The organism is Thalassotalea euphylliae (genome assembly GCF_003390395.1).
Taxonomy (GTDB): domain Bacteria; phylum Pseudomonadota; class Gammaproteobacteria; order Enterobacterales; family Alteromonadaceae; genus Thalassotalea_F; species Thalassotalea_F euphylliae_C.
This window is the reverse complement of record NZ_QUOV01000001.1, coordinates 1798003-1822674: the sequence shown is the minus strand read 5'-3', so window position 1 is coordinate 1822674 and position 24672 is coordinate 1798003. Positions and strand designations below refer to the sequence as shown.

Annotated in this window: 22 protein-coding genes and 3 tRNA genes; 10 read left to right on the top strand and 15 right to left on the bottom strand. The window is 42.6% G+C overall.

What is annotated here, in order from left to right:
* Positions 1 to 84: 84 nt before the first annotated feature.
* The 5 genes from DXX92_RS08100 to DXX92_RS08080 form a co-directional block, all read right to left on the bottom strand.
* Positions 85 to 567 (bottom strand): chemotaxis protein CheW, encoded by a 483-nt coding sequence (locus DXX92_RS08100; protein ID WP_115999989.1) that lies wholly within the window; start codon positions 565 to 567, stop codon positions 85 to 87.
* 65 nt (positions 568 to 632) lie between these two features.
* Positions 633 to 1157, bottom strand: coding sequence for a chemotaxis protein CheW (locus DXX92_RS08095; protein WP_115999988.1), 525 nt, complete (start codon positions 1155 to 1157; stop codon positions 633 to 635).
* Positions 1157 to 3376 (bottom strand): chemotaxis protein CheA, encoded by a 2220-nt coding sequence (locus tag DXX92_RS08090; protein ID WP_115999987.1) that lies wholly within the window; start codon positions 3374 to 3376, stop codon positions 1157 to 1159. The genes DXX92_RS08095 and DXX92_RS08090 overlap by 1 nt, the downstream gene beginning before the upstream one ends.
* Positions 3377 to 3382: 6 nt before the next feature.
* Positions 3383 to 3745: a response regulator gene (locus DXX92_RS08085; protein ID WP_115999986.1), complete on the bottom strand. Its 363-nt coding sequence runs from the start codon at positions 3743 to 3745 to the stop codon at positions 3383 to 3385.
* Between the two features lie 32 nt (positions 3746 to 3777).
* Complete coding sequence (locus tag DXX92_RS08080; RefSeq protein ID WP_115999985.1) at positions 3778 to 4053, bottom strand: STAS domain-containing protein; 276 nt, start codon at positions 4051 to 4053, stop codon at positions 3778 to 3780.
* A 496-nt stretch (positions 4054 to 4549) separates the two neighbouring features.
* On the opposite strand from DXX92_RS08080, the gene DXX92_RS08075 reads away from it, so the two are divergent.
* Positions 4550 to 5563 (top strand): sel1 repeat family protein, encoded by a 1014-nt coding sequence (locus tag DXX92_RS08075; RefSeq protein ID WP_115999984.1) that lies wholly within the window; start codon positions 4550 to 4552, stop codon positions 5561 to 5563.
* 252 nt (positions 5564 to 5815) lie between these two features.
* On the opposite strand, the gene DXX92_RS08070 is transcribed toward DXX92_RS08075, so the two are convergent.
* Positions 5816 to 6271 (bottom strand): hypothetical protein, encoded by a 456-nt coding sequence (locus tag DXX92_RS08070; RefSeq protein WP_115999983.1) that lies wholly within the window; start codon positions 6269 to 6271, stop codon positions 5816 to 5818.
* Between DXX92_RS08070 and DXX92_RS08065 the strand changes: the two genes are divergently transcribed.
* The 4 genes from DXX92_RS08065 (at position 6256) to DXX92_RS08050 (ending at position 9132) form a co-directional block, all read left to right on the top strand.
* Positions 6256 to 7494 (top strand): PQQ-dependent sugar dehydrogenase, encoded by a 1239-nt coding sequence (locus tag DXX92_RS08065; RefSeq protein ID WP_245961432.1) that lies wholly within the window; start codon positions 6256 to 6258, stop codon positions 7492 to 7494. The genes DXX92_RS08070 and DXX92_RS08065 overlap by 16 nt on opposite strands.
* 231 nt (positions 7495 to 7725) lie before the next feature.
* Positions 7726 to 8286, top strand: coding sequence for a septation protein A (locus DXX92_RS08060; RefSeq protein ID WP_115999982.1), 561 nt, complete (start codon positions 7726 to 7728; stop codon positions 8284 to 8286).
* Positions 8287 to 8297: 11 nt separating this feature from the next.
* Positions 8298 to 8600: a YciI family protein gene (locus tag DXX92_RS08055; RefSeq protein WP_115999981.1), complete on the top strand. Its 303-nt coding sequence runs from the start codon at positions 8298 to 8300 to the stop codon at positions 8598 to 8600.
* A gap of 127 nt (positions 8601 to 8727) precedes the next feature.
* Positions 8728 to 9132: a lysozyme inhibitor LprI family protein gene (locus tag DXX92_RS08050; RefSeq protein ID WP_115999980.1), complete on the top strand. Its 405-nt coding sequence runs from the start codon at positions 8728 to 8730 to the stop codon at positions 9130 to 9132.
* 80 nt (positions 9133 to 9212) lie between these two features.
* On the opposite strand, the gene DXX92_RS08045 is transcribed toward DXX92_RS08050, so the two are convergent.
* Positions 9213 to 10268 carry an AI-2E family transporter gene (locus DXX92_RS08045; RefSeq protein WP_115999979.1) on the bottom strand — a complete coding sequence of 352 codons (1056 nt, stop codon included), beginning with the start codon at positions 10266 to 10268 and terminating at the stop codon, positions 9213 to 9215.
* A 155-nt stretch (positions 10269 to 10423) separates the two neighbouring features.
* Between DXX92_RS08045 and DXX92_RS08040 the strand changes: the two genes are divergently transcribed.
* Positions 10424 to 11311 carry a TIGR01777 family oxidoreductase gene (locus tag DXX92_RS08040; protein WP_115999978.1) on the top strand — a complete coding sequence of 296 codons (888 nt, stop codon included), beginning with the start codon at positions 10424 to 10426 and terminating at the stop codon, positions 11309 to 11311.
* A 91-nt stretch (positions 11312 to 11402) separates the two neighbouring features.
* Here DXX92_RS08040 and DXX92_RS08035 read toward each other — a convergent pair whose 3' ends face one another.
* Both DXX92_RS08035 and DXX92_RS08030 read right to left on the bottom strand, forming a co-directional pair.
* Positions 11403 to 13907: an ABC transporter permease gene (locus DXX92_RS08035; protein ID WP_115999977.1), complete on the bottom strand. Its 2505-nt coding sequence runs from the start codon at positions 13905 to 13907 to the stop codon at positions 11403 to 11405.
* Entirely contained in the window at positions 13900 to 14664 is a 765-nt protein-coding gene (locus tag DXX92_RS08030; RefSeq protein WP_115999976.1) for an ABC transporter ATP-binding protein, read from the bottom strand. The genes DXX92_RS08035 and DXX92_RS08030 overlap by 8 nt, the downstream gene beginning before the upstream one ends.
* On the opposite strand from DXX92_RS08030, the gene DXX92_RS08025 reads away from it, so the two are divergent.
* Complete coding sequence (locus DXX92_RS08025; protein WP_115999975.1) at positions 14663 to 15295, top strand: arylesterase; 633 nt, start codon at positions 14663 to 14665, stop codon at positions 15293 to 15295. The genes DXX92_RS08030 and DXX92_RS08025 overlap by 2 nt on opposite strands.
* Entirely contained in the window at positions 15295 to 16872 is a 1578-nt protein-coding gene (locus tag DXX92_RS08020) for a cation:proton antiporter family protein (RefSeq protein ID WP_115999974.1), read from the top strand. The genes DXX92_RS08025 and DXX92_RS08020 overlap by 1 nt, the downstream gene beginning before the upstream one ends.
* A 191-nt stretch (positions 16873 to 17063) precedes the next feature.
* Here DXX92_RS08020 and DXX92_RS08015 read toward each other — a convergent pair whose 3' ends face one another.
* From DXX92_RS08015 to DXX92_RS08000, 4 genes are all read right to left on the bottom strand, one after another.
* Complete coding sequence (locus DXX92_RS08015) at positions 17064 to 18233, bottom strand: hydroxymethylglutaryl-CoA reductase (protein WP_115999973.1); 1170 nt, start codon at positions 18231 to 18233, stop codon at positions 17064 to 17066.
* A gap of 559 nt (positions 18234 to 18792) precedes the next feature.
* Positions 18793 to 18868: transfer RNA gene (locus DXX92_RS08010), tRNA-Glu, on the bottom strand.
* A 193-nt stretch (positions 18869 to 19061) separates the two neighbouring features.
* Positions 19062 to 19137, bottom strand: a tRNA-Glu gene (locus tag DXX92_RS08005).
* Between the two features lie 61 nt (positions 19138 to 19198).
* Positions 19199 to 19274: transfer RNA gene (locus tag DXX92_RS08000), tRNA-Ala, on the bottom strand.
* Positions 19275 to 19607: 333 nt separating this feature from the next.
* Between DXX92_RS08000 and DXX92_RS07995 the strand changes: the two genes are divergently transcribed.
* Positions 19608 to 20534, top strand: coding sequence for a gluconeogenesis factor YvcK family protein (locus DXX92_RS07995; RefSeq protein WP_245961431.1), 927 nt, complete (start codon positions 19608 to 19610; stop codon positions 20532 to 20534).
* A 38-nt stretch (positions 20535 to 20572) separates the two neighbouring features.
* Here DXX92_RS07995 and dcd read toward each other — a convergent pair whose 3' ends face one another.
* Both dcd and apbC read right to left on the bottom strand, forming a co-directional pair.
* A complete protein-coding gene (gene dcd / locus DXX92_RS07990; protein ID WP_115999972.1) occupies positions 20573 to 21166 on the bottom strand; it encodes a dCTP deaminase in 594 nt (197 codons plus the stop codon).
* A gap of 86 nt (positions 21167 to 21252) precedes the next feature.
* On the bottom strand, positions 21253 to 22356 hold the full coding sequence (gene apbC, locus DXX92_RS07985) for an iron-sulfur cluster carrier protein ApbC (RefSeq protein ID WP_115999971.1): 1104 nt from the start codon (positions 22354 to 22356) through the stop codon (positions 21253 to 21255).
* A 144-nt stretch (positions 22357 to 22500) separates the two neighbouring features.
* On the opposite strand from apbC, the gene metG reads away from it, so the two are divergent.
* A complete protein-coding gene (gene metG / locus DXX92_RS07980) occupies positions 22501 to 24567 on the top strand; it encodes a methionine--tRNA ligase (protein ID WP_115999970.1) in 2067 nt (688 codons plus the stop codon).
* Positions 24568 to 24672 lie beyond the last annotated feature (105 nt).

The window sequence follows — 24672 nt, the reverse complement described above, 5'->3', positions numbered from 1 at the left end:
GTTTACGCTTTTATTACCCGCCTGATAATTCAGGCATGCAACTTCTTTGTTGATAGTTACCAACAAAGAACAACTACGTTGCCGTTATGACATTGTCAGAACCGGGGTTTCATCCATATCAACACTGAATAGCTCGTCTTCATTAAGAAGCGTTGCCGTGTCTAATAAAATAATGAGTTTTTCTTCTACGGTAGCAAGCCCTTTTAAGAAGCTACTGTCGAGTTTGCTGCCAAGTGCTGGCGGTTTACGTACATTGGTTGGATCAAACTTGTAAACTTCAGAAACCGCATCAACAATAATGCCAACAACCATAGGTTTTTCAGGGTTGCGGCTGCGCAAAATAATGGTCACGGTTTTATCATCATAGCTTAGTGGCTCAAGGCCAAAGCGTTGTCGTAGATCGACAATAGGTATAATTACGCCACGTAAATTGATTACCCCTTTCAGGTAATCAGGCTTATTGGGCAGTTCAGTGACAGTCGATAATACTCGTATTTCTTGAACGCATAGAATGTCGACACCAAACTCTTCGCCACTTAGCACAAAAGTTAAATATTCTTGTTCCATTAACTTGCTACCAACCTTTTCTTAAGCAATTTTTTCTCACTTCTGTGAGTTCAATCATTGTCAGATTAACCAATACTGTGAGCTTCTATTTGTTGAAGCTCTTCTACTGACAGCAAAGTCACGACACCATCACCAACGTTGACTAAGCCATCAACATAATGGTGTGGGATAACACCGCCTAACGTTGGCGCATTTTTAATTTCGTTTTCTTCTGCATTTAATACATCAGATACTGCATCAACCACAAAGCCTATCGTTCGGCTGTGCTCGTCCGATTCATAGCTAAGCACAATAACAACTGTTGTTTCGGTATATTCAGGCTTGCCGATACCAAACTTTAAACGCAGATCAATAATAGGCACGATAACACCACGCATATTAATCACCCCTTTGACATAACTTGGGGAGTTCGGGATACGCGTTGGCTTTTCCCAGCTTCTGATTTCTTCAACACACAGAATATCAACCGCGTATTGCTCATTTTCTAAAAGAAACGTGAGGTACTGCTCACCATTGGTAATAAAGTCTATACCTTCAAGCGAGTATTCACCTTCAACCGGAATGTCTTTCGCGAGTGCTTGAATATCCATTAATTCACTGCTCCTTCAAGCGCTTTTGAATAGTTAGCGATTCGCTCTGCTTGCTTTTCAGCAGCGATCTTTTGTGCCATTGAGATGATGCCTGGGATGTCTAAAATCATAGCAACTGAGCCGTCGCCTAAAATTGTCGCCCCGGAAATACCGGCTACATCTTGGTAGTTATCTTTAAGGCTTTTTATCACGACTTGCTGTTGTGCTAAGAGATCATCAACCATAAGACCAACTTTTTGACCATCGGCTTCTACCACCACCATCAAGGCGTTATCTACGGTTTGATGTTCAGCTGGTAAATTAAACAGCTCAAAAATTGGAATCACAGGGACATTATCTTCACGCAAGCGATAAAGCACCATGTCGCCAGATACGCGGTTAATTAAATCGGCTTTTGCTTGCAGTGATTCGACGATGGTAATCAGCGGTACGACGAAAACTTCGTCGCCAACTTTAACCAATTGCCCGTCCAGAATTGCCAATGTAAGCGGCAAGTAAACTTTAAACGTACTGCCCTCACCCGGCACCGAATCAACTTGTATACGACCACCTAATGCTTGAATGTTTTTCTTAACGACATCCATACCAACACCACGGCCAGAAATGTCGCTTACTGCTTGAGCGGTTGAAAAACCTGGTTCAAAAATAAGATCAAAGACTTGTTGGTCAGTTAACGAAGCATTCGCATCAATTAAGCCTTTTTCTAGCGCTTTATTGAACACAGCTTCACGGTTGATACCGCCACCGTCATCTTTAATTTCGATAACGATACTGCCACCTTGGTGATAGGCATCCAGCCAAATTGTACCCTGTGCTGATTTACCAGCTGCCAGACGTTTATCAGCGGGCTCAATACCATGGTCAACAGCATTGCGCACTAAATGGACAAGCGGATCACCGATTTGCTCCATCACAGTTTTATCGAGTTCGGTATTCTCGCCGTTGATAATTAACTCAATGTCTTTGCCTGTTTTCTTAGCCAAGTCATGAATCAAGCGAGGAAAGCGGTTGAAAGCGAAGCTTATTGGCAGCATACGAATACGCATCACGCTTTCTTGCAACTCTTTGGTATTTTGTAACAGCTGCTCAAGCCCAGCAGTTAGTTTTTCTACCTTTGAAAGGTCAAAGTCATTGCCTAATTCTGACAACATACTTTGCGTAATAACTAGTTCACCAACCAGGTTAATTAAGCTATCGACCTTATCAACACCTACGCGAATTGAACCTGTATCACCCTTGCCCTTAGCAGGTGTTTTAGAAGTCTGCGTCTTAGCTGCGGGTTTAGTAGCTTGAGTAGGCTGACTAGATGAAGATTGCGCTGGCGCATTATTCTCAGCAGCAACCTCTTGTTCAGCCAACGCTTTGCTGGCCGCTTGCTCTAATGCGACATCAGCTTCATTAAGGTGCGAAGGCAATTCTTCAATAGTTTCACTGTCAACAGTAATGGTATTTGGCGCCTTATTAACGGGCTGCTCGTCAACTGATGATGGCGGTGCAGGTGTGTCATCGGAAAGTAAATTGATGTCCAGCTCACATTCATCTTCAACCCACTCAAATACTTCGCGAATATCCGCTTCGCTTGCATTGTCTGACATTAATGTAAGTTGCCAGTGAATATAGAGTTCTTCAACATCAATTTCGGTGATTGAAGGTAATTGTTCTGTTTTTGCTAAAACAATCAACTCACCTAAATCCTCTAACGCATTAAATAGCAGTAATGGGTCGTTGCCCGTCTGAACTAAATGATGCTCCGGAATAAAGGTGATCTGCCAAATTTTGCCAAGTAACATTGGCTCGTCAGCAGCAACGCTTTTACCGTCACTGGCATTATCTTCGCCATTGGCAAGTAAAATAGACAATCGCTCTGAAGTTTCTTCGATCGATGAAGGATCGTAGTCGTCATCATTTTGAATAGCTTCAATCATTAGTCGAATACAATCAACTGACGCTAGCAGTACTTCAACTTCTTCGTTTTTTATTTCGCGTCGACCATCGCGCATCTCATCCAACAAAGTTTCAACTAAGTGAGTAAAATCCGTTACGTGACCAAAGCCAAATGTGCCTGCTCCACCTTTAATTGAATGGGCAGCACGGAATATAGAGTTAATGGTTTCATCGTCGCCGTGCTCCAAATTAAGCAGGCTTGATTCCATTAACTCCAATCCTTCGAAACTTTCCTCTAAGAAAGTTGGAATGAATTGCGAGAGATCTAAGCTCATATCACGTTACCGAATGACGCGTTTGATGGTTGCTAATAGTTTTTCAGGGTTAAATGGTTTGACTAACCAGCCAGTTGCACCTGCAGCTTTACCGCGTTGCTTCATATCAACTGAACTTTCAGTGGTTAACATTAAAATTGGTGTGAATTTAAACGCAGGTAACTTTCTTAATTCTTGGCATAAGGTAATGCCATCCATAATCGGCATGTTGACGTCAGTGATCACTAAATCAATGTTGCCAGACTGCGCTTTCGTCAGACCTTCTTGACCGTTAGCAGCTTCTACGGTTTCATACCCTGCCGCCTTGAGTGTAAAACTCACCATGTCACGAATTGAATTAGAATCATCAACTACAAGCACTTTGGCCATGTTCTTTCTTTCCTTTTTATTTTATCGGTACATTAAGCATTGACGTATTGAAGTAAAATAGAATCTTTAATTCCCAGCTTTTCTACGCTTTCTTTGATGGCTGTTGCTGTGCACTGCCATTCGATGCTTTTGTGAATAGAGGTTAAGTAGGTCACCATAGATAGAATAAGCTGAACGCCAATGGTGTCAATTTTTTCAACTGCGGAGTCATCAATTACGATGTCATCGTGGTTTTCGGCATATTCCATTAGCAGTTGTTTAAATTCTTCTGCTTTGGCTATGGTTAATTCAGCAGGTAATTTGAACATGTGTTTCCTTGATTAAGTAAAGACTACAACTAGCGTTTATTTATCTTTCGACCATAAACCTTGTTTACTTGGTTTGCACTTAGCAACACAAATATTCGCGTTGCGCATCATATAGCGTTTTTTTAAATAAATCAGCAAAAACAAAGGATAAATCGTAATCTCGCATTCCTTTGCTCATAATAGCGCCACTACTTATCTTAAAAGCGCCAACATACAGATAAGTACAGCCTTCTCGTTAAAAATATAGGCCAAGAAATGGCACAATCAAGCCAATTGCCTTTCAAACTTGATTTTTATCAGATATTTAACGACTGGGCCCTGAAGTTTCTGTCTTCAAAGCGTTTATGCTTAGTTGTTTTTTCAGCGTTTTTGCAGTTTATGTTTAAAGAATGCGCTAAAGGACAATAATCTTGGCTATTTTAGGCTGGCAAATTGATTTCAAAAATACAAATCATTAAGGTAGCTATAACGTCATTGCATAACCTAGTAATTATTTATGTCTGATAACTTCAAAGCACCTAGCCAAGTGTTTCGCTGGTTCGAAAAAATGAAGGCGAATTACGAACATACCGTCAACTCGGTGTTAAATAAATTTGAAGCTTATAATGAAAAGCAACAGGAAAGGATTGATGCCAACCATCAAGATCACCTTGAGAGCTTAAAACATCTGCACAAAGAGCAACAAATTCAAAGCCAAGCAACAATTGCTCAACTTCAGGCCGACGTAAATTACTTTAAGCAACAAGTTTCTCAGCAGCAACATACCATTGAGCAGCTCAATGCTAGGTACGACGCGGTAATGACAACCTTTTTGGAGCAGAAAAAGCGCGATATCGACATTAAAGCGATTTTTGACAATGGCGAAGAAGAAGCACCAATCGAGTTGACTTCCCCATTAGAAACTCAACGCCATACAAACGTTCAGCCCCCAAGAGAAGCTATTCAACAAGCCCAACCAACGGCTGAATTTGAGCCTGAACAGCGTAGCTCGGCAACAAATCCAGTCAAGCTATCCGCTGACATTACTGATGATATAACTGATGACTTTACTAATGAATCACCGGATGATTTACTCGGTAACTCTGCCAATGCAACTACCGAAGAAACAAACAACGAACATCAGAAAGCATTATCAACTAAGGCGCCTGAATCAGATCATACACTTGAAAGCCTAGCGCCTATTGAACTTGTCGAGTCTGCAGAGCCTGATGAGGCACTTGCCGATAAGCTATACAACGAAGCAATGGCTAACCGTGACAGCCAAGAGTTTGAACAAGCTATCGCTTTATTTAAAGAAGCCGCCAAGTTCGGTTGCGTTAAATCGCGTGGCGCCATCGGTAGAGCTTACTTCTTAGCGGAAGGTGTTGAAGAAGACCAGACGCTTGGTTTAGCTTGGCTCATCAGTGCCGCTGATTTAGGACTTCCACAAGCAATTAAACGGGTTGAGTATTTCCAAGAATCGGATCCAGAGCTATATATTGAAGCGTCTACTTTAATTGGCAACGCCTAACATATTTTTGCCCTGTTTAGTGTGCCAAACAAATTGATTCTGTTATTGCAGCCCTGTGCTCTCAACCCCGCAGCTTTATCCCCAATGATTTAAATAATTAGAGTTAGCTCGGTATTTTTAATTCGCGCTAACCAATGCGGAAAAAAGACTAGTCTAGCTAGCTGCGCAGTTGTGTAGAGCTAGCATGCGATACTTGTCATCTAAGCTGTATAAAAAAGCAATATAAAAAGCTGGTATAAAAGCACTACACCTTTACGGGTTAGTTTTTGAAGTGCTCAGCACAGTGCTAATTTTTGCGAAAATCCAGCCACCAATAGCGCCGGCTAATAACTGTGCATAAAAGCCCCAACCTCTCGCACCTGCAATAATGTTGATATTCATTATCGATTCAATAGCAACCAAAGCGATAACAAAAGCGGTAATGCCACCTGCCACATACAACTGAGTTCGATATTTATCCCACTTTCTGGCCAGCCAAGCCGTTACCGGAAACGCAATTAAAAAGGCGATGGCGATAATCGCACCATACGTTGGCAATAGCCCTAACCAATCTTCTTGCGTTAACTGTAAACGATCGGCAAATTTAACCTCAACACCAATGTTAACTAATTGATTGACAACATATTGGCTATGAAACAAGCTAGCAAGAGAAAACGTAAGCAACCAAGAAACTAAAAAGGAAGGTAGAACGCGTGTTAAAAATTGCATGGGCATCTCAATCTAGGCTAGCTCGACTAATTCGACGTAAACTGCCACATCGAGCGCGTTTTTTTTCTTACCCTACCAAAGGCTTAAGCACTAAACAATTACTGTTAAGCTCAGCCTCCTTGCTTACTTCATTTTCGCTGCTTGCAAATACTGAACTTAGCGCGTCTTCTGCAAACCCAATGATGCCTGACGACTACAAAGTCACTACCATAGCTAACGACTTAAAATCGCCTTGGAGTGTGGTTCAATTACCCAACAAAACTTGGCTAATCACTGAGCGCGATGGTCATGTTGTAATCGCCAAAAATGGGCAGCAATCTAGAGTAAAATTAGCCCTAGATGGTTTGTACGTTGCAGGCCAAGGTGGCCTGCTTGATATTGTGCTTGCACCTGATTTTAGCGTATCGAAAGAAGTTCTAATCACGTATGCGCAAGGTAAATTAAATGCAAACCGACTGGTTATCGCCAAAGCAAAGTTTGATGGTGAGCAATTTTCAACGCCGACAATTATTTATCAGGTAGCAACAGACAAAGGCACACCGCAACATTATGCGGGTCGAGCACTAGTATTGCCTGACAACACACTGTTATTCTCGAGCGGCGACGGTTTCGACTACCGAGAACAAGCCCAAGTAAAAACCAGTCAACTTGGTAAAGTACTGCGTATAAAGCTTGACGGCAGTATTCCTGAAGATAATCCATTTAGCCAACACGAGAATAACAAAGCACACGCGGTGTATACCATCGGGCATCGCAATACGCAGGGCTTGATTTATGATTACGACAGTCAACAGATTGTTAGCCACGAACATGGCCCAGCAGGTGGAGACGAACTCAATTATATAACTGCTGGGGCAAATTATGGCTGGCCAGTGATAACCTATGGCAAAGATTATTCACAAGCCCGTATTTCCCCTTTTACAAAATATCCCGGCATGAAATTACCAAGTGTGGACTGGACGCCTTCCATCGCACCTTCAGGTATGGCCTATTACGGCTCACAACATAGCAGTTTTACCTCACTGCAACGACATGCCTTGATCACCACCTTAGTCGATCAAAAACTCTATGCAGTCAATTTAGCGGATGGAGATTTTACTCAAACGCACGTATTTCCTGATATCACAGGGCGTTTAAGAGATGTTTTTGTCACGAACAACGGGGATATCGCAGTATTGGCTGACGGTAGCGACGCTAAATTAACATTAATTACGCCTGAGTAGCATCTAGGTGCTTGGGATAAGTGATAGAAGTTATGAGTAGTTGGTAGGTTGTGGTGAGAAGCGATAAAACCTAACATCACTACAACCTAGAACGAATCTCTAGCAAACATAGCAGATATAACACCAGCAGCAGTCTTGTATCGAAAAAGCATATCACCAATCAGAGAATTCATTGGCTAAGGATTTTGCTTTAGGTAGAATGATGGCAAATTATGTTAATAGCTTTTTAATATGCAAGCTTTGTTTGAATATGTTCCTTTAATTCTGTTCTTTGTTGTTTATAAGTTTTACGACATTTACGCAGCAACAGGGGTTCTTATCGTTGGTGCTTTGCTGCACATTATGTATTTCATTCTGACAAAACAAAAAGTTCCAACCAAAAATTGGATTATCTTTGGTTTAATCGCCGGCTTTGGTGGATTGACTATCTTTTTACAGGATGACACCTTCCTTAAATGGAAAGTTACCATCATTAATGGTTTTTTCGCGATCGCATTGCTAATCAGCAATTATGTATTTAAGAAGAACCTAATTAAACAATTAATGGCAGAAGCACTTGAGTTGCCTGAAAAAATTTGGGCCAAGCTGAATCTGAGCTGGGCTGGATTCTTCGCATTTTGCGGTGCGTTAAATGCGTATGTAGCGTTTAACTTCAGCCAAGAAGTTTGGGTTAATTTCAAAGTATTTGGTTTGATGGGGCTTACCTTTGCATTTGCCATCGGCACTATTATTGCCGTTCACAAACACCTTCCCCAAGATGACGCCGATTCAACGGCGAAAGAAAAAGAGTAATTATATTTATGATGTACTACATGATCTACAGCGAAGATGTCGCTGATAGCCTACCACTTCGCATGCCAGTAAGGGGCGCTCACCTGGAGCGTTTAAAAACCTTACAAGACGAAGGTCGCCTGCTTGTCGCAGGTCCTTGCCCTGCCATCGACAGTGAAGACCCTGGTGAAGCGGGTTTTACGGGCTCACTGGTTGTTGCTAAGTTCAACTCGCTAACTGACGCTCAAACATGGGCAGATGCTGACCCTTATATTGACGCCGGTGTTTATGCCAAAGTTGTTGTAAAACCTTATAAAAAAGTACTACCAGCCTAAGCTGATAAACCAACCCAGTTTAGCGATAGATAGCGTGCACAAAGCCGCACGTAACAGATCTTATTCTGCTGGTATTACTTAGAAAGTATATTGAGAAAGAATTAGTCAGAAGGTTAAGAAAAGTCCCATGAAGAAAGCGTTTTTTGCTATTTTTCTGGCAGTATCAACAGGGATGATGTCAGTGACGCATGCAAAGTCTATTAGCGATTGTGACGCCTCCAAGGCCGATAATATTGATTATTCTCGATGTTTAGATAGAGTAAAATCAGCCGTTGATCGTGAATTACAGACGTGGATAAACAACCAAATATTTATCCTTGAAGACATTGCAGCGAAAACCGGACGTAAGTCTGCGCTAAACATGTTTAAACGTTCGAATAGTGATTTTATCAAGTACCGAGAAAACAATTGTCGTTGGCAATATCTGGCAATTTCCCCAGCGACAACGGCAGGTAGCGCATACAAAGAATGCTATATCCGATTAAGTCGTTCTCGCATTGCCGATCTTAGTCAATTAAATACTGAAAAATAACCTTCTGTTTAGTAATTAAAAAAGCGCATTTCAGCTATTCTGAAATGCGCTTTTTTATGCAACCTTCAAACTAAAAGTAGCTATTTCGCTGTGTGATACTTCTCTACATCATCATCGTTAGAGAGCATAATTGCAAACCAGCGACCTTCTTCAGAGCTTTCCAAGCCTATCTTGATAATCATGGTCAAAGGTACCGAAAGCAGCATGCCTACAGTACCAAATAGCCAACCCCAGAAAATTAACGACAAAAACACCACTAAGGTTGAAAGCCCGAGGCCGCGTCCCATAAAACGTGGTTCAATCATATTGCCCATAACGGTATTAATGACCATATAACCTAGCCCAATACCACCGGCAGCCGCTGGCCCTAGTTGCAATATCGCCAATGACATTGCAGGAACTGCCGCAATAATAGAACCAATATTGGGAATGTAATTTAGCAAAAAGGCTAACACGCCCCACAGTAAGAAAAAGTCCAAGCCGATAACCCAAAGCATCAGTGATACCGCAACACCAGTACCAATACTAACCACTGTTTTAATCGCTAAATAATGATTGACCGATTGTAAAAAGCGATCAATCTGGCTTAAGCGCATCTCTGGGTCATCCAATGCGTAATGCAGTTTTTTCGGTAAAGAGGACGCTTCAAACAACATAAACACGACAGTAATAATGATCAAAAATAAATTCGCCATTACGCCACCTAGGCCACTCAGCATATCTGCCGCTAAGCCCATTGCCGCTGCGGGATCAAAATACTCAATTAGTACAGCGGATGATATCGCAATATTGTACTCGGCTAGCTTATTAGTCACCCAAGCAAATTCTTCATTTAGTTGAGTACGATACTGGGGCAACTGCTGTGACAATTCATTCAGTGAGTTACCCACCAGTCCTGCAATTGACAACGCGATAGCAAGAAACAGCACAATAACCAAAGTGACTGACAGCGCTTTCGGAATCTTGTACTCACTCGCTTTGGCAATCAGTGGGTTACAAATAACCGCTATAAAAACTGACAATAGAAAAGGTACGAGTATATTGGTGGCGGTTTTTAAGCCCGCAAGTACAATAAATACTGCCGCAATAACCACTAACCCTTTTAAGATCCCTGTTGAGGTTTCACTTATTCCCATATTGCTCTCAGAAGTCTACTCTTTATGGCGAACATATTGTAAGTTAGCCAGATAAAAAGCAATGATTTTATTTGTTTAGCAGAACTCGGAAACTAGCCATCACGTAACTACATATATAGATAAGTTTGAGTAGATATAAATCAACTAGAGTCATTATGAAAATATTAATCACCGGTGGCACAGGCTTAATCGGGCAAGCATTTATCAAGCGCTTTGTTAACGAACACAGCTTTACCGTGCTAACACGACACCCCGATAAGGGTTCGCCTATCAAAAATGTAACCTATATTGGTACGCTCGACGGTTTTGAAAATTTAGATGAATTTGATGCCGTTATTAATCTGCAAGGAGAGCCTATTTTTGGTAAACGCTGGAATGCTTACCAGAAACAGCAACTTATCCAAAGTCGAGTTCAAGTGACTCAGCAGCTAGTTAGCTTAATTAATAAAAGCCAAAACCCGCCTAGTACGTTGCTTTCTGGTTCAGCCATAGGCTACTACGGCAGACAAACTGAGCTAGATATTGATGAATCATTTGCCACTCCGTATGAAGAATTTAGCCACCAGCTTTGTCAAAGTTGGGAAAGTGCAGCATTAAAAGCAAATACCAAGACTAGAGTATGCTTGTTACGCACTGGCATTGTGTTAAGCACAAATGGTGGTGCACTTGCGCAAATGGCACCTCCATTTAAGTTTGGCTTAGGTGCGGTCATTGCTAATGGGCAACAAGTCATGTCATGGATTCATATTGATGATATGACCAAGGCAATGAACTTTTTACTGACAGCTTCCTCAATTGAAGGCGAGGTGAATTTTACAGCACCAAATCCCGCCAGTAATAAAATATTCAGTGATGAATTAGCTTCGGCTTATCACAGACCTAGAGTTATGTGTATGCCTGCTTTTGTGGTGAACTTAATGTTTGGTGAAGTCGCAGAATTGCTCATTTACGGACAACATGTTGTTCCGAAAAAGCTACTCGAAGCAGGCTATACATTTGAGTTTCCGCAATTATCGCAAGCATTAAAAAACCTTATTCCATAGTGGTGTTATCTTTAGTAAGGAAAACACAAGGAATAAGGTTTTTAACGACTAATGCACCAGTGCTTGGCCTAATGCAAAAACAGGGTATCGGCTACATAGTTCGGCGTATCAAGGTAACGCTCGACATATTGAGCAAGCGCCAGCAGCTTAACATGCCAACCGCCCCAACAAACGTGGCCCCTGCGGTGATGCCACCCCCCCAGTAACTAAAGTGAAAGCTCGGCGACATATCAAACACTTGAGTTTGAATCACATAAACGGCGGCTTCCATTGCAATTCCGGCCATTAAGCCTGCAACCACACCCAAGCAGACAAATTCAAGCAAAACACTGTTTCGCAGTAAGCTACCTTTTGCCCCTAAGGTTCTAAGAATGGCAATTTCTCGTTCTCGCTCTTCCATGCTGGCTTGTACTTGTGCAACCAACACAAGCGAGCCCGCAATCACTACCATGACTAAAATAAACTCAACTGCAATAGATACCTGATCAATCACAGTGCGTAACTGATTGATCAACGCGCCAACGTCTATCATAGAAATCGTTGGATAGTCCGCTAGGAAACGATTAAAAGCCTGCTCTTGTTCAGGGGCAACATAGTGAGAAGAAATATACGTCGCTGGAAAGTCTTGCAACACATACTGATTAAAAATCATAAAGAAGTTAGGTTGCAGTGATTGCCAGTCCACCTCACGCACACTGGTGACTTCAGCGCTAAATTCTTCGCTGCCCAGTTGGAATGTTAAGGTGTCACCAACTTTAACATCTAAGCGCTCTGCTACGCCCTGCTCAATCGACACTTGTGGCTTTTTATGATCAGGACTAAACCATTGACCGTCAATCAACACATTGCTTGGCGGCAATTCATTTCGCCAAGTTAAATTAAGCTCTCGCCCCACACCGCGACGTTGCTGCTCAGCATCAGGATCATCTTCCTTAGTCACTTGCTTGGTCACTGAATCTTCGTTAATGGCTGTTAATCTGCCACGGACAACAGGATATAAACCACTGCCAGGGATTTGTTGCTCTGCCATAAACTGATTAACAAGATCCACTTGCGGCTGGCTGATATTCACTAAAAAGCGATTTGCGGTATCGTTAGGAAGTTGCGCCTGCCACTCGTTAATAAGATCAGTACGCACCACAACGATAAGTAATAACAATTTAATAGCAATGGTAAAGCTCACCAACTGCACACTGTTTTCTTTCGCACGGCGCTTTAAATTAGCAAAGGCTAAATGAAGCGCTTTACCTGATTTGCTGCCCGCACTGCGGCCAAGGTTAACTAACACTTGACCCATCAACAATAAAACAATAGAGACAACAACGCCGCCAGCAAGCAAGACTATGCTCATCAGCGCATTTTGACTAAATAAATAAAGCAATAAATACAAAGCAACAATGGCTGGTACTAATTGCAACCAATGGAAGGTGTTATGCTTAAAGCCACGAATAACCGCCAAAGGCTTCACCGACACAAGTTGCATCAGTGGCGCAATGGCGAAAGCAATCGCACACATTAGTCCTGTCGCAATGGCGATAAACAGAGGTCTCAACATAGAGACTTCTACTTCTACCTCCAAGTAACCTTTCATGGCATTAAGGCCAACTTGCTGTAAGCCATAGCCAATTGCTAGGCCAACGGCAATAGATAAAGCACTTAGCAGCCCCCAATGGAGGCAGTACAGTTTGGTAATATGGTTTTGGCTAGCGCCCATGGCCTTAAATACCGCAACCATAGGTTGATGACGCTGGCCGTATCGACGACTGGCGACCGCGACAGCAACAGCCGCTAATACGATGCCTAGCATACTAGCGAGTGACAGGTATTGCTCAGCACGAGTAAGTGATGACGATAACGCTGAGCGACTTGACTGAATACCATACCAGCGCATGGTTTCATTCACTTGTGGCTTGATCCAATCTGCAAAATCATCAATTTGCGCTGGTGTGCCAGCAAATAGCACTTTATAGGTTAAACGGCTGCCTGGCTGGATTAACTCTGTTTTTGCCATGTCAGCAACATTCATCAGCACAACAGGGCCAGAGGTAAAAACACTAAAAGAAGCGTCTGGTATTTGGGTTGCAACGCCAGCAATTTTAAGCTCAGCCAAACCAACTTCAATCGTGTCACCAATTTCAACACCTAGCACGTTTAGCAACTTTTGCTCTGCCCAAACTTCGCCTACTGCCGGCCCTTGCTGCGCATTTACTTTGCCTTGAGCATCTCGTACTAGCAGCTCACCTTTAAGTGGATAGGCTTCACCAACGGCTTCTATTTCGGCGAGTTGCAAGGTGTCATTGGCAAATACCATAGAACCCATTTCAAGCTTGAGCGCCGAGCGCAGACCTAGCTCATTACTTTTAACAAAGATATCTTCGGCAATTGGTCTAGGGGATTGCAGTACACGATCTGCAGCAATAAAGGTCGAACTTTTGTTGATAATAGCCGCTTGAATTTGATGTGAAAAGCCCGACAGCGAAAACACTGTCGCCACCGCGAGCACTATCGCCAAAAAGATAATCGTCAATTCACCGCGCCTAAGTTCGTGTTTGAGCAAGCGCAGCGATTGGTTAACCCAAGTTTTAGCGCTACTCATTGACGGTTCTCTTCACGTTTTCATCAATGGCAGTAACTGCCTCTGTTGCTAAGTTATTAGCCCCTTCGGTCAATGTGTCTTCAACAATACGACCACTATCAACAATCACTTTACGATGACAACGATTAGCAAGCTTCTCATCGTGCGTCACCAAAATTAACGTTGTGCCATTTTGCTTATTCAAATCAAACAGCAACTCGGTGATGTGCAAGCCAGTTTTACTGTCGAGATTACCGGTTGGTTCATCAGCAAATAATATTTCTGGTTGGGTAATAAAAGCACGTGCGATGGCAACACGCTGCTGCTCACCGCCCGACATTTGTGAAGGAAAATGATTAACTCGATCAGCTAAATCAACCTGAGCTAGTAATTCTTTTGCCCGTTGTTCGGCGTTGGGTAAGTTCGCCAATTCAGCGGGCAGCATAACGTTTTCAAGTGCTGTTAAACTGTTAACCAGCAAAAACTGTTGGAATATAAAACCTACGTGCTTAGCCCTTACTGCGCTGCGCGCTTCTTCGTCCATGTTATGCAAGGTGTTGCCCATCAACTCAATACGACCGCTGCTAGGTAAGTCTAAACCAGCAAGTAAAGACAGTAATGTGGTTTTACCTGAGCCTGACGCACCAACGATGGCTAAGGTTTCACCCGCGCTAACCGCTAGATTTATGTCGGATAATAAGTCTAAAATATGATTTTCCAATGTCACTGACTTTGCTAAGTCACTGACCTTTAAAATAATGTCGGATTCTAACTTCATGTTTAAACGCGCTTTTAAAGTATTAATGATGTCACTGTTACTATGTCAAAGTTTCAGTGTGCTTGCTAATGCTCGTATTTTATTACTCGGTGATAGCCTTAGTGCAAGTTACGGAATGAAACAAAACCAAGGCTGGGTTTATTTGCTAAATCAACAACTAAAAACGAATAATGCCTCCTACCAGATCATCAATGCTAGCATAAGCGGCGAGACCACAGCAGGCGGTTTATCTCGTCTACCGGGAATTCTATCGAAAGAAGATGTCGATTATTTACTGATTGAACTGGGCGGCAATGACGGCCTGCGCGGCTTTCCACCTAAGTTGATTAAGAATAATTTGTTACAAATTATCGACTTGGCAAAGCAAAAAAACATCACGGTTTTTCTAATGAACGTCAAGATCCCACCAAATTACGGACCCCGCTATAACAAAATGTTTGGCCAAGTATTTGTTGATGTTGCTAAGCAAACCAATGTGCCACTGCTGCCTTTCTTTTTAAACACGATCGCCGTGCACCCTGAGCTAATGCAAAACGACGGTATTCACCCTAATGTAGAAGCTCAGCCCAAAATCGTTCAGGTGATGGCAAACCAATTGGCTGACATCATTAAGACTAAGGCCAGCAACTAATGGAATTTATCTGGGTTTTATTCGCTTTTTTCTGTGGTCTGGGCGCTAAATTAATTTCACTGCCACCGTCAATTGGCTACCTACTGGCTGGCTTTGTGCTCCACTTTATGGGTTTTGAAGCCGATGACTACCTGACTACACTGGCCGATTTAGGCATTACGTTGATGCTATTCACCATTGGTCTAAAACTTAACGTGAAGGATCTTCTCAAGCTCGAAGTCTGGGGAGGCGCCCTTTCCCATACCGCACTTTGGTTAGTAAGCACAGTTGTGATGATAAAGTTGGTCGCCTTTGCAGGGCTTACCTACTTTGCCGCATTAGAACTGGAAATCGCGCTATTAATTGCTTTTGCGCTGAGTTTTAGCAGCACAGTGTGTATTGTAAAATTACTTGAAGAACAAGGGGAAATGCGCACCCGCCACGGCAAGCTTGCTGTTGGTATCTTGGTCATGCAGGACGTTGTCGCTGTGGCATTTTTAGTGGTAGCAACGGGCAAAACGCCAAGTATATGGGCACTTGGCTTAGTCGCATTATTCCTTATCAAGCCTATCATGAACCGAATTATCACCGCGGTTGGGCATGGCGAGCTGATTCCGCTGACAGGGTTTTTCCTCGCTCTAGGCAGCTATGAATTATTTGAAGCTGTGAGCATTAAAGGTGATTTGGGCGCACTCATTGTCGGCATGCTGTTGGCAAGCCACCCAAAAGCTAGCGAGATCAATAAAGCCCTATTGAATTTTAAAGATTTATTCTTGATTGGCTTTTTCTTAATGATCGGCTTTACTGCCCTACCCACATGGGAAATGCTAGGCATTGCGTTGCTTATTTGTTTAATGCTGCCAATAAAATTTGCACTCTTCTATGTGTTGCTTAGCAGCTTAAAGTTAAAAGCAAGGCCTGCATTTTTATCAGCCATGCTTCTGACCAACTTTAGTGAATTCGGCTTAATTGTTGCGGCGTTGAGTGTTGATAATGGCTGGCTAAGCAAGGAATGGTTAGTTATTTTAGCACTCGCTGTTTCAATTTCTTTTGTCTTAACCAATGTCGTCTATCGATTCTCGGAGCGCTTATTTGCCAAGCACAAAGCCACGTTAACTCAACTAGAGCGCACTAAGCGATTGCCTGAAGACATATTTGATCAACCTTGCGACTCACCTATTGTTGTCGTTGGTATGGGACGTGTAGGCATGGGTGCATACCAAGCACTTGATCAACAAGTGGGTAATAAAGTTTGGGGATTAGATGCAGATCGAGGAAAAATTGATTGGTTGAAATCGACAGGCGCACAAGCCTTTTACGGTGACGCGGAATCTCGTGATTTTTGGGAAACTTTAGATTTAAATCAACTAGAGCTGGTAATGATTGCCGTGCCTTCTGTGCAAGATGTGATTAATATCACTACCCAATTAAAGGCTGTTAACTACCGTGGCCAAATTGCTGCCATTGCACGTTTTGATGATGAACGAGAGGAATTGCAAGCACTGGGTATTGATAAAGTGTTTAACTTCTACAATGAAGCCGGTGTCGGTTTCGCAGAAGAAAGTTTAGCAATGGTAAAAGTGCCACAGCCAGTCTGAGCCGATAATCGCTTGAGCTAAACCGAATATAGCGATACTAATAGTCGGATTAAAGCCCTAACGCCATATCAAAACGTCATACAAAAACGTCCTTATAAAAAAGCGGATAGTGACTAAATCACTATCCGCTTTTTTATTCAGTACTCTGATTGGCTGATAAAAACTCTAGCAAGCAATCATCGCGTTAGAATTTAACGGTTGCGACCTAACTGATCATGGCTACTTACCCAGTGACCAGAAATCACCGCCGATTTCAGTGAAATATCACCTGCAAGTACTGTCGCAGCAACAATCTCAGCAAACTTATTTGCCTTACCTTTGCCCACACAGCCAAGCATTTGTAAACATTCGTTTTGCGTTGGCAAGCCAGTACCACCACCGAAAGTCGCGACAATTAACGAAGGTAATGTCACTGATAAATACAAGTCACCATTTTCCATTAACTGGTGTGATAACAAGCCCGCATGTGATTCAACCACATTAGCTTCATCTTGGCCCGTCGCAATAAACAGCGACGCTATACCATTTGCGGAATGTGGGCCATTGTATGCTGCATTTGCCATCATAGCGCCAGTGTTTGCCATTACACAGCCATCAGCGAACTGCTTAGTGCTAACTTTCATGATTTTCTGCAGCACTTCATCTTTAATCATAATTTCAGCAATAACTCGTTTACCGCGCGAATGGAGCATATTTAAGTGAGAGTGCTTTTTATCGGTATCCATATTGCCAGACAATAAGTAGCGGCAAGAGAAAGGTGCATTAGCAATGATCCATTCACATGCAGCTAGGGTTGCTTTACCCACCATGTTTTGGCCTGCAGCGTCACCTGTTGTGAAATTAAAGCGTAAGTAACGGAAGCGAGAAATTGACCATTGTTGAATTTTTTCAAGCTTACCAACAGAAGTTGTTGTTTCGGCCACTTCCTTGATACTTAGAAAGTGATCATCAACCCATTGACCAAAGTCACGAGCTTCGCGTGCACTTTCAAAAATAAATGCTGGTGCTCGTTGCATAAAGCCTTCAACCACGGTGGTTTTGACACCACCACATTCGTTAAGCAAGCGCATACCACGGCTATAGCTCGCCACTAAAGTTCCTTCAGTTGTCGCGAGTGGAATGAAGAATTCGCCTTGTGCGTGCTCACCATCAATTTGCACTGGGCCAGCAACACCAACAGGCATTTGCACAACCCCGATAAAATTCTCTATGTTACCAGGTAACACATCTGTACTAATGCTGTAGTTGCCTGTGTGCTCCATAACTGCACCGGTTTCTTGATGGATAAAGTCACGACGAACTTGCGCCATTTCATCTGTGTAATCATTTTCTGAATTACGTGGAATTTTTTTACTAACCATACTACCTTCCTTTGCTTAACTTATTGAATTTATAAAATATCTCAACCTTCATAGCAGCACCTAATGAGACGTCTACTATAAAGTAAAAATCGTGCCACCACCCCAAAAGAGTATTTACTCTATTAATTACCCTTTTAACGTTAACGATCTTAAAAATTACCGACAAGTGATTTATTTTCGCCCAGACCTATTCTCTTTTTTATTTACCCTAACAAAGTTATGGAATACATTATAGAGATTTTGTTAAGAAAATATGATCATGGTGATGTTTGCCTTGTTGACCATTTCTAGAAAGTTAACAGGCCGATATGTGTTTAGAATTCACTGCAGATTTGGAAATCGGCGACAGAAATTACATTTATCGATTATGTTTTGGTGAGTTGTTCGTTATTTTAGGCTCGGCTGCTCTGATAAAAACTTGGTAAACGCTAAACGAAAATCAGAGAAATTATTAAGAAGAGAACAATAGAAAGACATCAGCCAACTAATGTTATTTATAAAGCGATATGAATCAAATTTTGGGCATAAAAAAACCGACTTACGTCGGTTTTTTAATTTGTGGCATCCCGTAGGGGATTCGAACCCCTGTTACCGCCGTGAAAGGGCGGTGTCCTAGGCCTCTAGACGAACGGGACACTGAAATCGCTTAACAAATTGTGCTAACACACTTTGATAATTCAGCGCTTGTTGCTATTTACCTTTCAAGAAAAGTACCCTCTCCTCTCAATAGCAACCGCTTAGAAACTTTTTAGTTTACATTACTCTAATTTTCATTAGCTTAATGCTCACTTGGTCAACTGCCTGACCTAGAAGGCAGCTCCCAGAAAGTGGCATCCCGTAGGGGATTCGAACCCCTGTTACCGCCGTGAAAGGGCGGTGTCCTAGGCCTCTAGACGAACGGGACACTGTTCATGCTCGTAACCTTTATCTTAAAAGACACCTTTAGTTACCAACATTCTAGAAAATGGTGGAGCTATGCGGGATCGAACCGCAGACCTCTTCGCTGCCAGCGAAGCGCTCTCCCAGCTGAGCTATAGCCCCAGTTTTAGTTCGGTAAAACACCTTACTTAAACCAGCCTTCAGACAAGCGACCTAGTACTCGTCGAAAGCGAGGCGCATTTTAGGCATGCCCCTGATAAGTGTCAACACTTAATTTTAAAATAACTCGAAAAGAATCGAATTATTTGTTTGATCGTTCACATTGAAATCAATCTGCTTATTTTTTGTGTATTCAACTAGTTAGCGAGCGTGGTTTTGCTGAACAAATTTTGAATTGTGCTAGTATTCGCGCCCACTTTGACCTTGGTAAAGAGTCAAAACTTTATTTTTAAAGGCTTTAACGTTAAGGTTTAACTAATTGGTTAAGAAACACACATGACTATGCAACTAAAAAAACTAAATATTGTTGCTATTGGTGGTGGCCATGGCCTAGGTCGTGTTCTCTCCACTCTCTCTTTTATGCAAGATCAACTTACTGGTATTGTCACTACAACTGATAATGGTGGTTCAACTGGTCGCTTAAGAAAAAGAAGCTCTTCCATTGCATGGGGCGATCTGCGCAATTGTTTAACCCAGTTAGTGGATGAAAACTCTGTCGGCAGCCAATTATTTGATTTTCGCTTTGACGGCGAAGACGAGCTAGGTGGTCACAATTTAGGGAACTTGATCCTCTATGGTTTAGGACAAATTCAATCGAGCCCTATTGATTCGATTAAATTAGTACGACGTTTATTACGTGTTAGAACACCGGTATTGCCAATGTCTGAGTCCCCTACTGACTTAATGGCCTTTTACCCAGAAGGTCGTTGCCGCGTGGGTGAGCTTTCAGTAGATGACATGCCAATTATGCCAAAGAACTTAATGCTAGCACCTTTGGTTAAATCTCCTCAGCAATGTGTAGACGCCATTAACAATGCAGATTTAATTATTCTCGGCCCAGGCAGTTTCTTAACAAGTGTCGTTCCGCCACTCTTAGTACGTGATATTGCGAATGCACTTAAGCAAAGAAAAGGGCACTGTGTATTTGTCGAAAATATTGTTGCGGAAAGCAGCCCTGCCGCCGCGCTTAGCCTAGACGAAAAACTGACATGGATTGAGGAAAATATAGGTTGTCTGCCAATTGATAGTGCGATTTGTCATCACAAAGAGGTGACATCAGATAAAATCAAAGTGATCACACACAATATGGCAAGTTATGATGTAAAACATCATCATGATAAAGCAAAGCTTATTGAAGCACTCAATAAGTGCATTGAAGGTATTGAGCCTATTGCCCCATTAAAAATAGCCAATGCTAACTAGCATTGGCTATTGTCACATAACGTTATAACAGCACTTCCCTACTCTGAAGCATCATCTTGGCTAATACGACTGGCTACCGCGCCCGTTTGCCCTTTATATTTAGCATCTACACGTTTGTTGTACGGACGATCAGCTTCGCCTGACATAGTTTCAAAATTTAATGCCGCAATTTTCATCCCCGGACGAAGCGCAAGCGGTAACTTACCACTGTTATAAAACTCTAGAACGATTTGGCCAGACCAACCAGGGTCAATACGGTGAGCGGTAACATGCACCATTAAGCCTAAGCGTGCTAATGATGAACGACCGTCAAGCCAGCCAACGATATCCGCAGGTAGGGTTACCGACTCATAAGTCACTGCTAATGCAAGTTCGCCTGGGTGTAAAAAGAAGGCTTCGCCGTCTGGAATAACAATCTCTTCACTCATCACCGCATTCATTTGCGCCTGCACTTCTTCGCGTGGGCCACTTAAGTCAATAAACGGTGCGGTATTGTTTTTAAATACACGAAACTCATTGCCTAAGCGAATATCAACGCTTACACCTGAGATCATCGAGGCATCTGGCTGTGGCTCAATAACTATTTTGCCGTCAGCAATGCAGCGTTCAATATCTTTATCACATAATCTCATGGCGCTTCTTCTTATTTTGTTGTGTCTATTAGGTTTTCGTTTTTATTTAATATTGTGTATATCAAAATGTTCATCCCTGTATTTAGCTAATCCAGTATTTCGATATTAGGTGTTGCAGGACTGCGCATATCAAGCAAATGAAATACTTTACTTGCTATATTGCGCGCTATTTTACGGTATTGATCACAGATGTCACTAGCGCTTTCACTATTAAATAAGCTCTCGCCTAAATCCGCTTCTTGCCTAACTTGAATATTAAGCGGCAGCTGTCCTAGCAAATCCACCTGATTAATTTCGGCAATATCCTTGCCGCCATCAAGGCCGAATAAATGCGAGTGATGACCGCAGTTTTCACAAATGTGATAACTCATATTCTCGACCACGCCAAGCACAGGTACTTTCACTTTATCAAACATGGCAATGCCCTTTTGCGCATCGGTTAGTGCAATATCTTGCGGTGTAGTGACAATCACGGCACCGGCAACAGGTACTTTTTGGGAAAGCGTTAGTTGAATATCACCTGTACCTGGCGGCATATCAATCAGCAGGTAATCAAGTTCTGGCCACTGGGTTTCATTTAATAACTGGCTAAACGCCGTGCTCGCCATAGGGCCACGCCAGACTGCAGCGTCACTGTCTGGCACTAAATAGCCGATTGACATTGAGTAAATACCATCAGCGTCAATGGGGATCATAGTTTTACCATCAACTGAGCTCGGTTTATCGTCTTGGCAGCCCAGCATCGTCGGAATTGACGGGCCGTAAATATCAGCATCCAAAATACCGACTCGCGCGCCTTCATTTTGCAAGGCACGGGCGATATTGACAGTTGTTGTCGATTTTCCAACACCACCTTTGCCAGACGCAATAGCAATAATGTTTTTTACGCCTGCTATGTCGTGCTTGCGCACCGGCTCTATATGGTTTGAGGTAGTAAACTCAACCGATTTACCTAGTTCATCAGAAAGCGAATGGGCAATACTGGTTAGCTCATCGCCCGCAAAAAAAGGCAGTTCTATCGCAATAAGCAACTTATCTTTTTGCTGTTCACCCGCTAATTCGTTGGATAAAGCTAATACACCATACGGAAACGCATCAGAGCGATAGGCATCAAGCACTGACTCAATAAGTGAAAGGTCTTCGGGATTAATGGGTTTCTTCTTACTAAAAAATTGACTTAAGCGACTCAAATGGACACCTGTATAAATAACAGTAACTAGGGCGAGTTAATTAAAAATAGCCCAGAATTGTTAATGAAAATAGCTGGTAAATTCTGTACCATTGCGCCATTGATTTCCACCTTAAAGTGCTTAGCACGCTAGTATCTAAAGAAAATGTCAGAATCTACACCTCAAGCTAACGCCCAAACTGCTACCGCAGACAAGCGTAAAATCTTAGTGACCTGTGCCCTGCCTTACGCCAATGGCTCTATTCATTTAGGTCATTTACTTGAACATATCCAAACCGATATTTGGGTCCGTTTCCAACGTATGCGCGGCAACGAAACTTACTTTATTTGTGCCGACGACGCCCACGGCACACCAATTATGCTTAAAGCGCAAGAGCTTGGCATTACGCCAGAGCAAATGATTGATGGTGTGCGCGAAGAGCACATGGCAGATTTCAACGACTTTTTGATCAGCTTTGACAACTATCACTCAACCCACAGTGACGAGAACCGTGAGTTTGCCAGTGAAATTTACAATAAGCTAAACGCTGCTGGCCACATTAAAACACGCACTATCTCACAGCTTTACGATGAAGAAAAAGGCATGTTCTTGCCAGATCGTTTCGTCAAAGGTACTTGCCCTAAATGTGGCAGTGAAGACGAAAACGGCGATAGCTGTGATAACTGTGGCGCAACTTACTCGCCAACAGAAGTCATCAACCCGCGCTCAGTAGTATCAGGTTCAACACCAGTATTGCGTGATTCGGAGCATTACTTCTTTGACCTGCCAGCGTTTGAGCAAATGCTAAAAGACTGGACTACTGGTGGCTCATTGCAAGAAGAAATGGCCAACAAGTTAAATGAATGGTTTGAATCTGGCCTACAGCAGTGGGATATCAGCCGTGACGCGCCATACTTTGGTTTTGAAATTCCAGGCGCACCAGGCAAGTTTTTTTACGTATGGCTAGACGCACCAATCGGTTACATGGGCAGCTTCAAAAACCTATGTGACCGTGAAAACATTGATTTTGACAGCTACTGGAATGAAAACTCAGATGCCGAACTTTACCACTTTATCGGTAAAGACATCATCTATTTCCACAGTTTATTCTGGCCTGCCATGCTGGAGGGCGCGGGTTACCGTAAGCCGACGTCTGTTTACGCACACGGTTTTGTGACCGTAAATGGCGCGAAAATGTCTAAGTCGAAAGGCACTTTTATTAAAGGCCGCACATACTTAGATCACCTAAACCCTGAGTACTTACGTTACTACTATGCGGCGAAATTAACCAACCGCATCGACGATTTAGACTTAAACCTAGAAGACTTTGCGCAACGCGTAAACTCTGACTTGGTTGGTAAAGTCGTTAACATTGCCTCACGCTGTGCTAGCTTTATCACCAAGCGCTTTGATGGCATGTTATCAAGCAATGTTGAAGACCAAGCATTGGCAGACGAAGTAATGGCCGCTGGTGACAAGCTAGCTGAGCTATACGAAGGCCGTGAATTTGGTAAAGCAATGCGAGAGATCATGGCATTAGCTGACAAAGTGAACGAGTACATTGCCGTTAAAGAGCCATGGCAGCTGGTTAAAGACGAAACCAAGCAGCAAGAAGTTCAAGATATTTGCTCATTAGGCATTAACCTATTCCGTATCTTGATGATTTACTTAAAACCTGTGCTTCCTGCCCTAGCAGAAAAAACGCAAGGTTTCTTAAACGACGAATTAGTATGGGACGGCCATAAAGCCCTTCTGAAAGATCACCAAATCAACAAATTCAAAGCGTTAATGCAACGTATTGAAATGGATAAAGTAAACGAAATGATTGAAGCCTCTAAAGAATCATTAGCAACTGAAAAAGCAGCACCTGCGCCAACTGGCCCATTAGCTGATGACCCGATTGCACCAGAAATTCAATTTGACGATTTTGCAAAAATTGACCTACGCGTAGCGAAAATTGTAAAAGCGGAGCACGTTGAAAAAGCAGACAAACTACTGCGCCTTGAATTAGACCTAGGCGGCGAAACACGCCAAGTGTTTGCGGGTATTAAATCAGCATACCAACCTGAAGACTTAGAAGGTAAGTTAACGGTTATGGTGGCTAACCTAGCGCCGCGCAAAATGCGTTTTGGTATGTCTGAAGGTATGGTGTTAGCTGCTGGCCCTGGCGGTAAAGACTTATGGATTCTTAATCCAGAAGAAGGCGCCCAGCCGGGAATGCGCGTTAAATAGTCGCTAGCCTCACCTTACTAACGATTTTAAGCCCGTCACCTTGATGGGCTTTTTTATGCCTTTCTCTTTTGCCTATTTCTTTAGCCATAGCAAGTCTAAGCTTAA

Excerpts from the sequence above, each read along its gene's own strand:
- DXX92_RS08045 (WP_115999979.1), bottom strand. The coding sequence starts at position 10,268 with ATGGGAATAAGTGAAACCTCAACAGGGATCTTAAAAGGGTTAGTGGTT.
- DXX92_RS08035 (WP_115999977.1), bottom strand. The coding sequence starts at position 13,907 with ATGAGTAGCGCTAAAACTTGGGTTAACCAATCGCTGCGCTTGCTCAAA.
- metG (WP_115999970.1), top strand. The coding sequence starts at position 22,501 with ATGTCAGAATCTACACCTCAAGCTAACGCCCAAACTGCTACCGCAGAC.
- DXX92_RS08090 (WP_115999987.1), bottom strand. The coding sequence starts at position 3,376 with ATGAGCTTAGATCTCTCGCAATTCATTCCAACTTTCTTAGAGGAAAGT.
- DXX92_RS08075 (WP_115999984.1), top strand. The coding sequence starts at position 4,550 with ATGTCTGATAACTTCAAAGCACCTAGCCAAGTGTTTCGCTGGTTCGAA.
- DXX92_RS08015 (WP_115999973.1), bottom strand. The coding sequence starts at position 18,233 with ATGGTTAGTAAAAAAATTCCACGTAATTCAGAAAATGATTACACAGAT.
- DXX92_RS08080 (WP_115999985.1), bottom strand. The coding sequence starts at position 4,053 with ATGTTCAAATTACCTGCTGAATTAACCATAGCCAAAGCAGAAGAATTT.
- DXX92_RS08095 (WP_115999988.1), bottom strand. The coding sequence starts at position 1,157 with ATGGATATTCAAGCACTCGCGAAAGACATTCCGGTTGAAGGTGAATAC.
- DXX92_RS08100 (WP_115999989.1), bottom strand. The coding sequence starts at position 567 with ATGGAACAAGAATATTTAACTTTTGTGCTAAGTGGCGAAGAGTTTGGT.
- DXX92_RS07995 (WP_245961431.1), top strand. The coding sequence starts at position 19,608 with ATGACTATGCAACTAAAAAAACTAAATATTGTTGCTATTGGTGGTGGC.
- DXX92_RS08020 (WP_115999974.1), top strand. The coding sequence starts at position 15,295 with ATGGAATTTATCTGGGTTTTATTCGCTTTTTTCTGTGGTCTGGGCGCT.
- dcd (WP_115999972.1), bottom strand. The coding sequence starts at position 21,166 with ATGAGATTATGTGATAAAGATATTGAACGCTGCATTGCTGACGGCAAA.
- DXX92_RS08055 (WP_115999981.1), top strand. The coding sequence starts at position 8,298 with ATGTACTACATGATCTACAGCGAAGATGTCGCTGATAGCCTACCACTT.
- DXX92_RS08070 (WP_115999983.1), bottom strand. The coding sequence starts at position 6,271 with ATGCAATTTTTAACACGCGTTCTACCTTCCTTTTTAGTTTCTTGGTTG.
- DXX92_RS08060 (WP_115999982.1), top strand. The coding sequence starts at position 7,726 with ATGCAAGCTTTGTTTGAATATGTTCCTTTAATTCTGTTCTTTGTTGTT.
- DXX92_RS08025 (WP_115999975.1), top strand. The coding sequence starts at position 14,663 with ATGTTTAAACGCGCTTTTAAAGTATTAATGATGTCACTGTTACTATGT.
- DXX92_RS08040 (WP_115999978.1), top strand. The coding sequence starts at position 10,424 with ATGAAAATATTAATCACCGGTGGCACAGGCTTAATCGGGCAAGCATTT.
- DXX92_RS08085 (WP_115999986.1), bottom strand. The coding sequence starts at position 3,745 with ATGGCCAAAGTGCTTGTAGTTGATGATTCTAATTCAATTCGTGACATG.
- DXX92_RS08030 (WP_115999976.1), bottom strand. The coding sequence starts at position 14,664 with ATGAAGTTAGAATCCGACATTATTTTAAAGGTCAGTGACTTAGCAAAG.
- DXX92_RS08050 (WP_115999980.1), top strand. The coding sequence starts at position 8,728 with ATGAAGAAAGCGTTTTTTGCTATTTTTCTGGCAGTATCAACAGGGATG.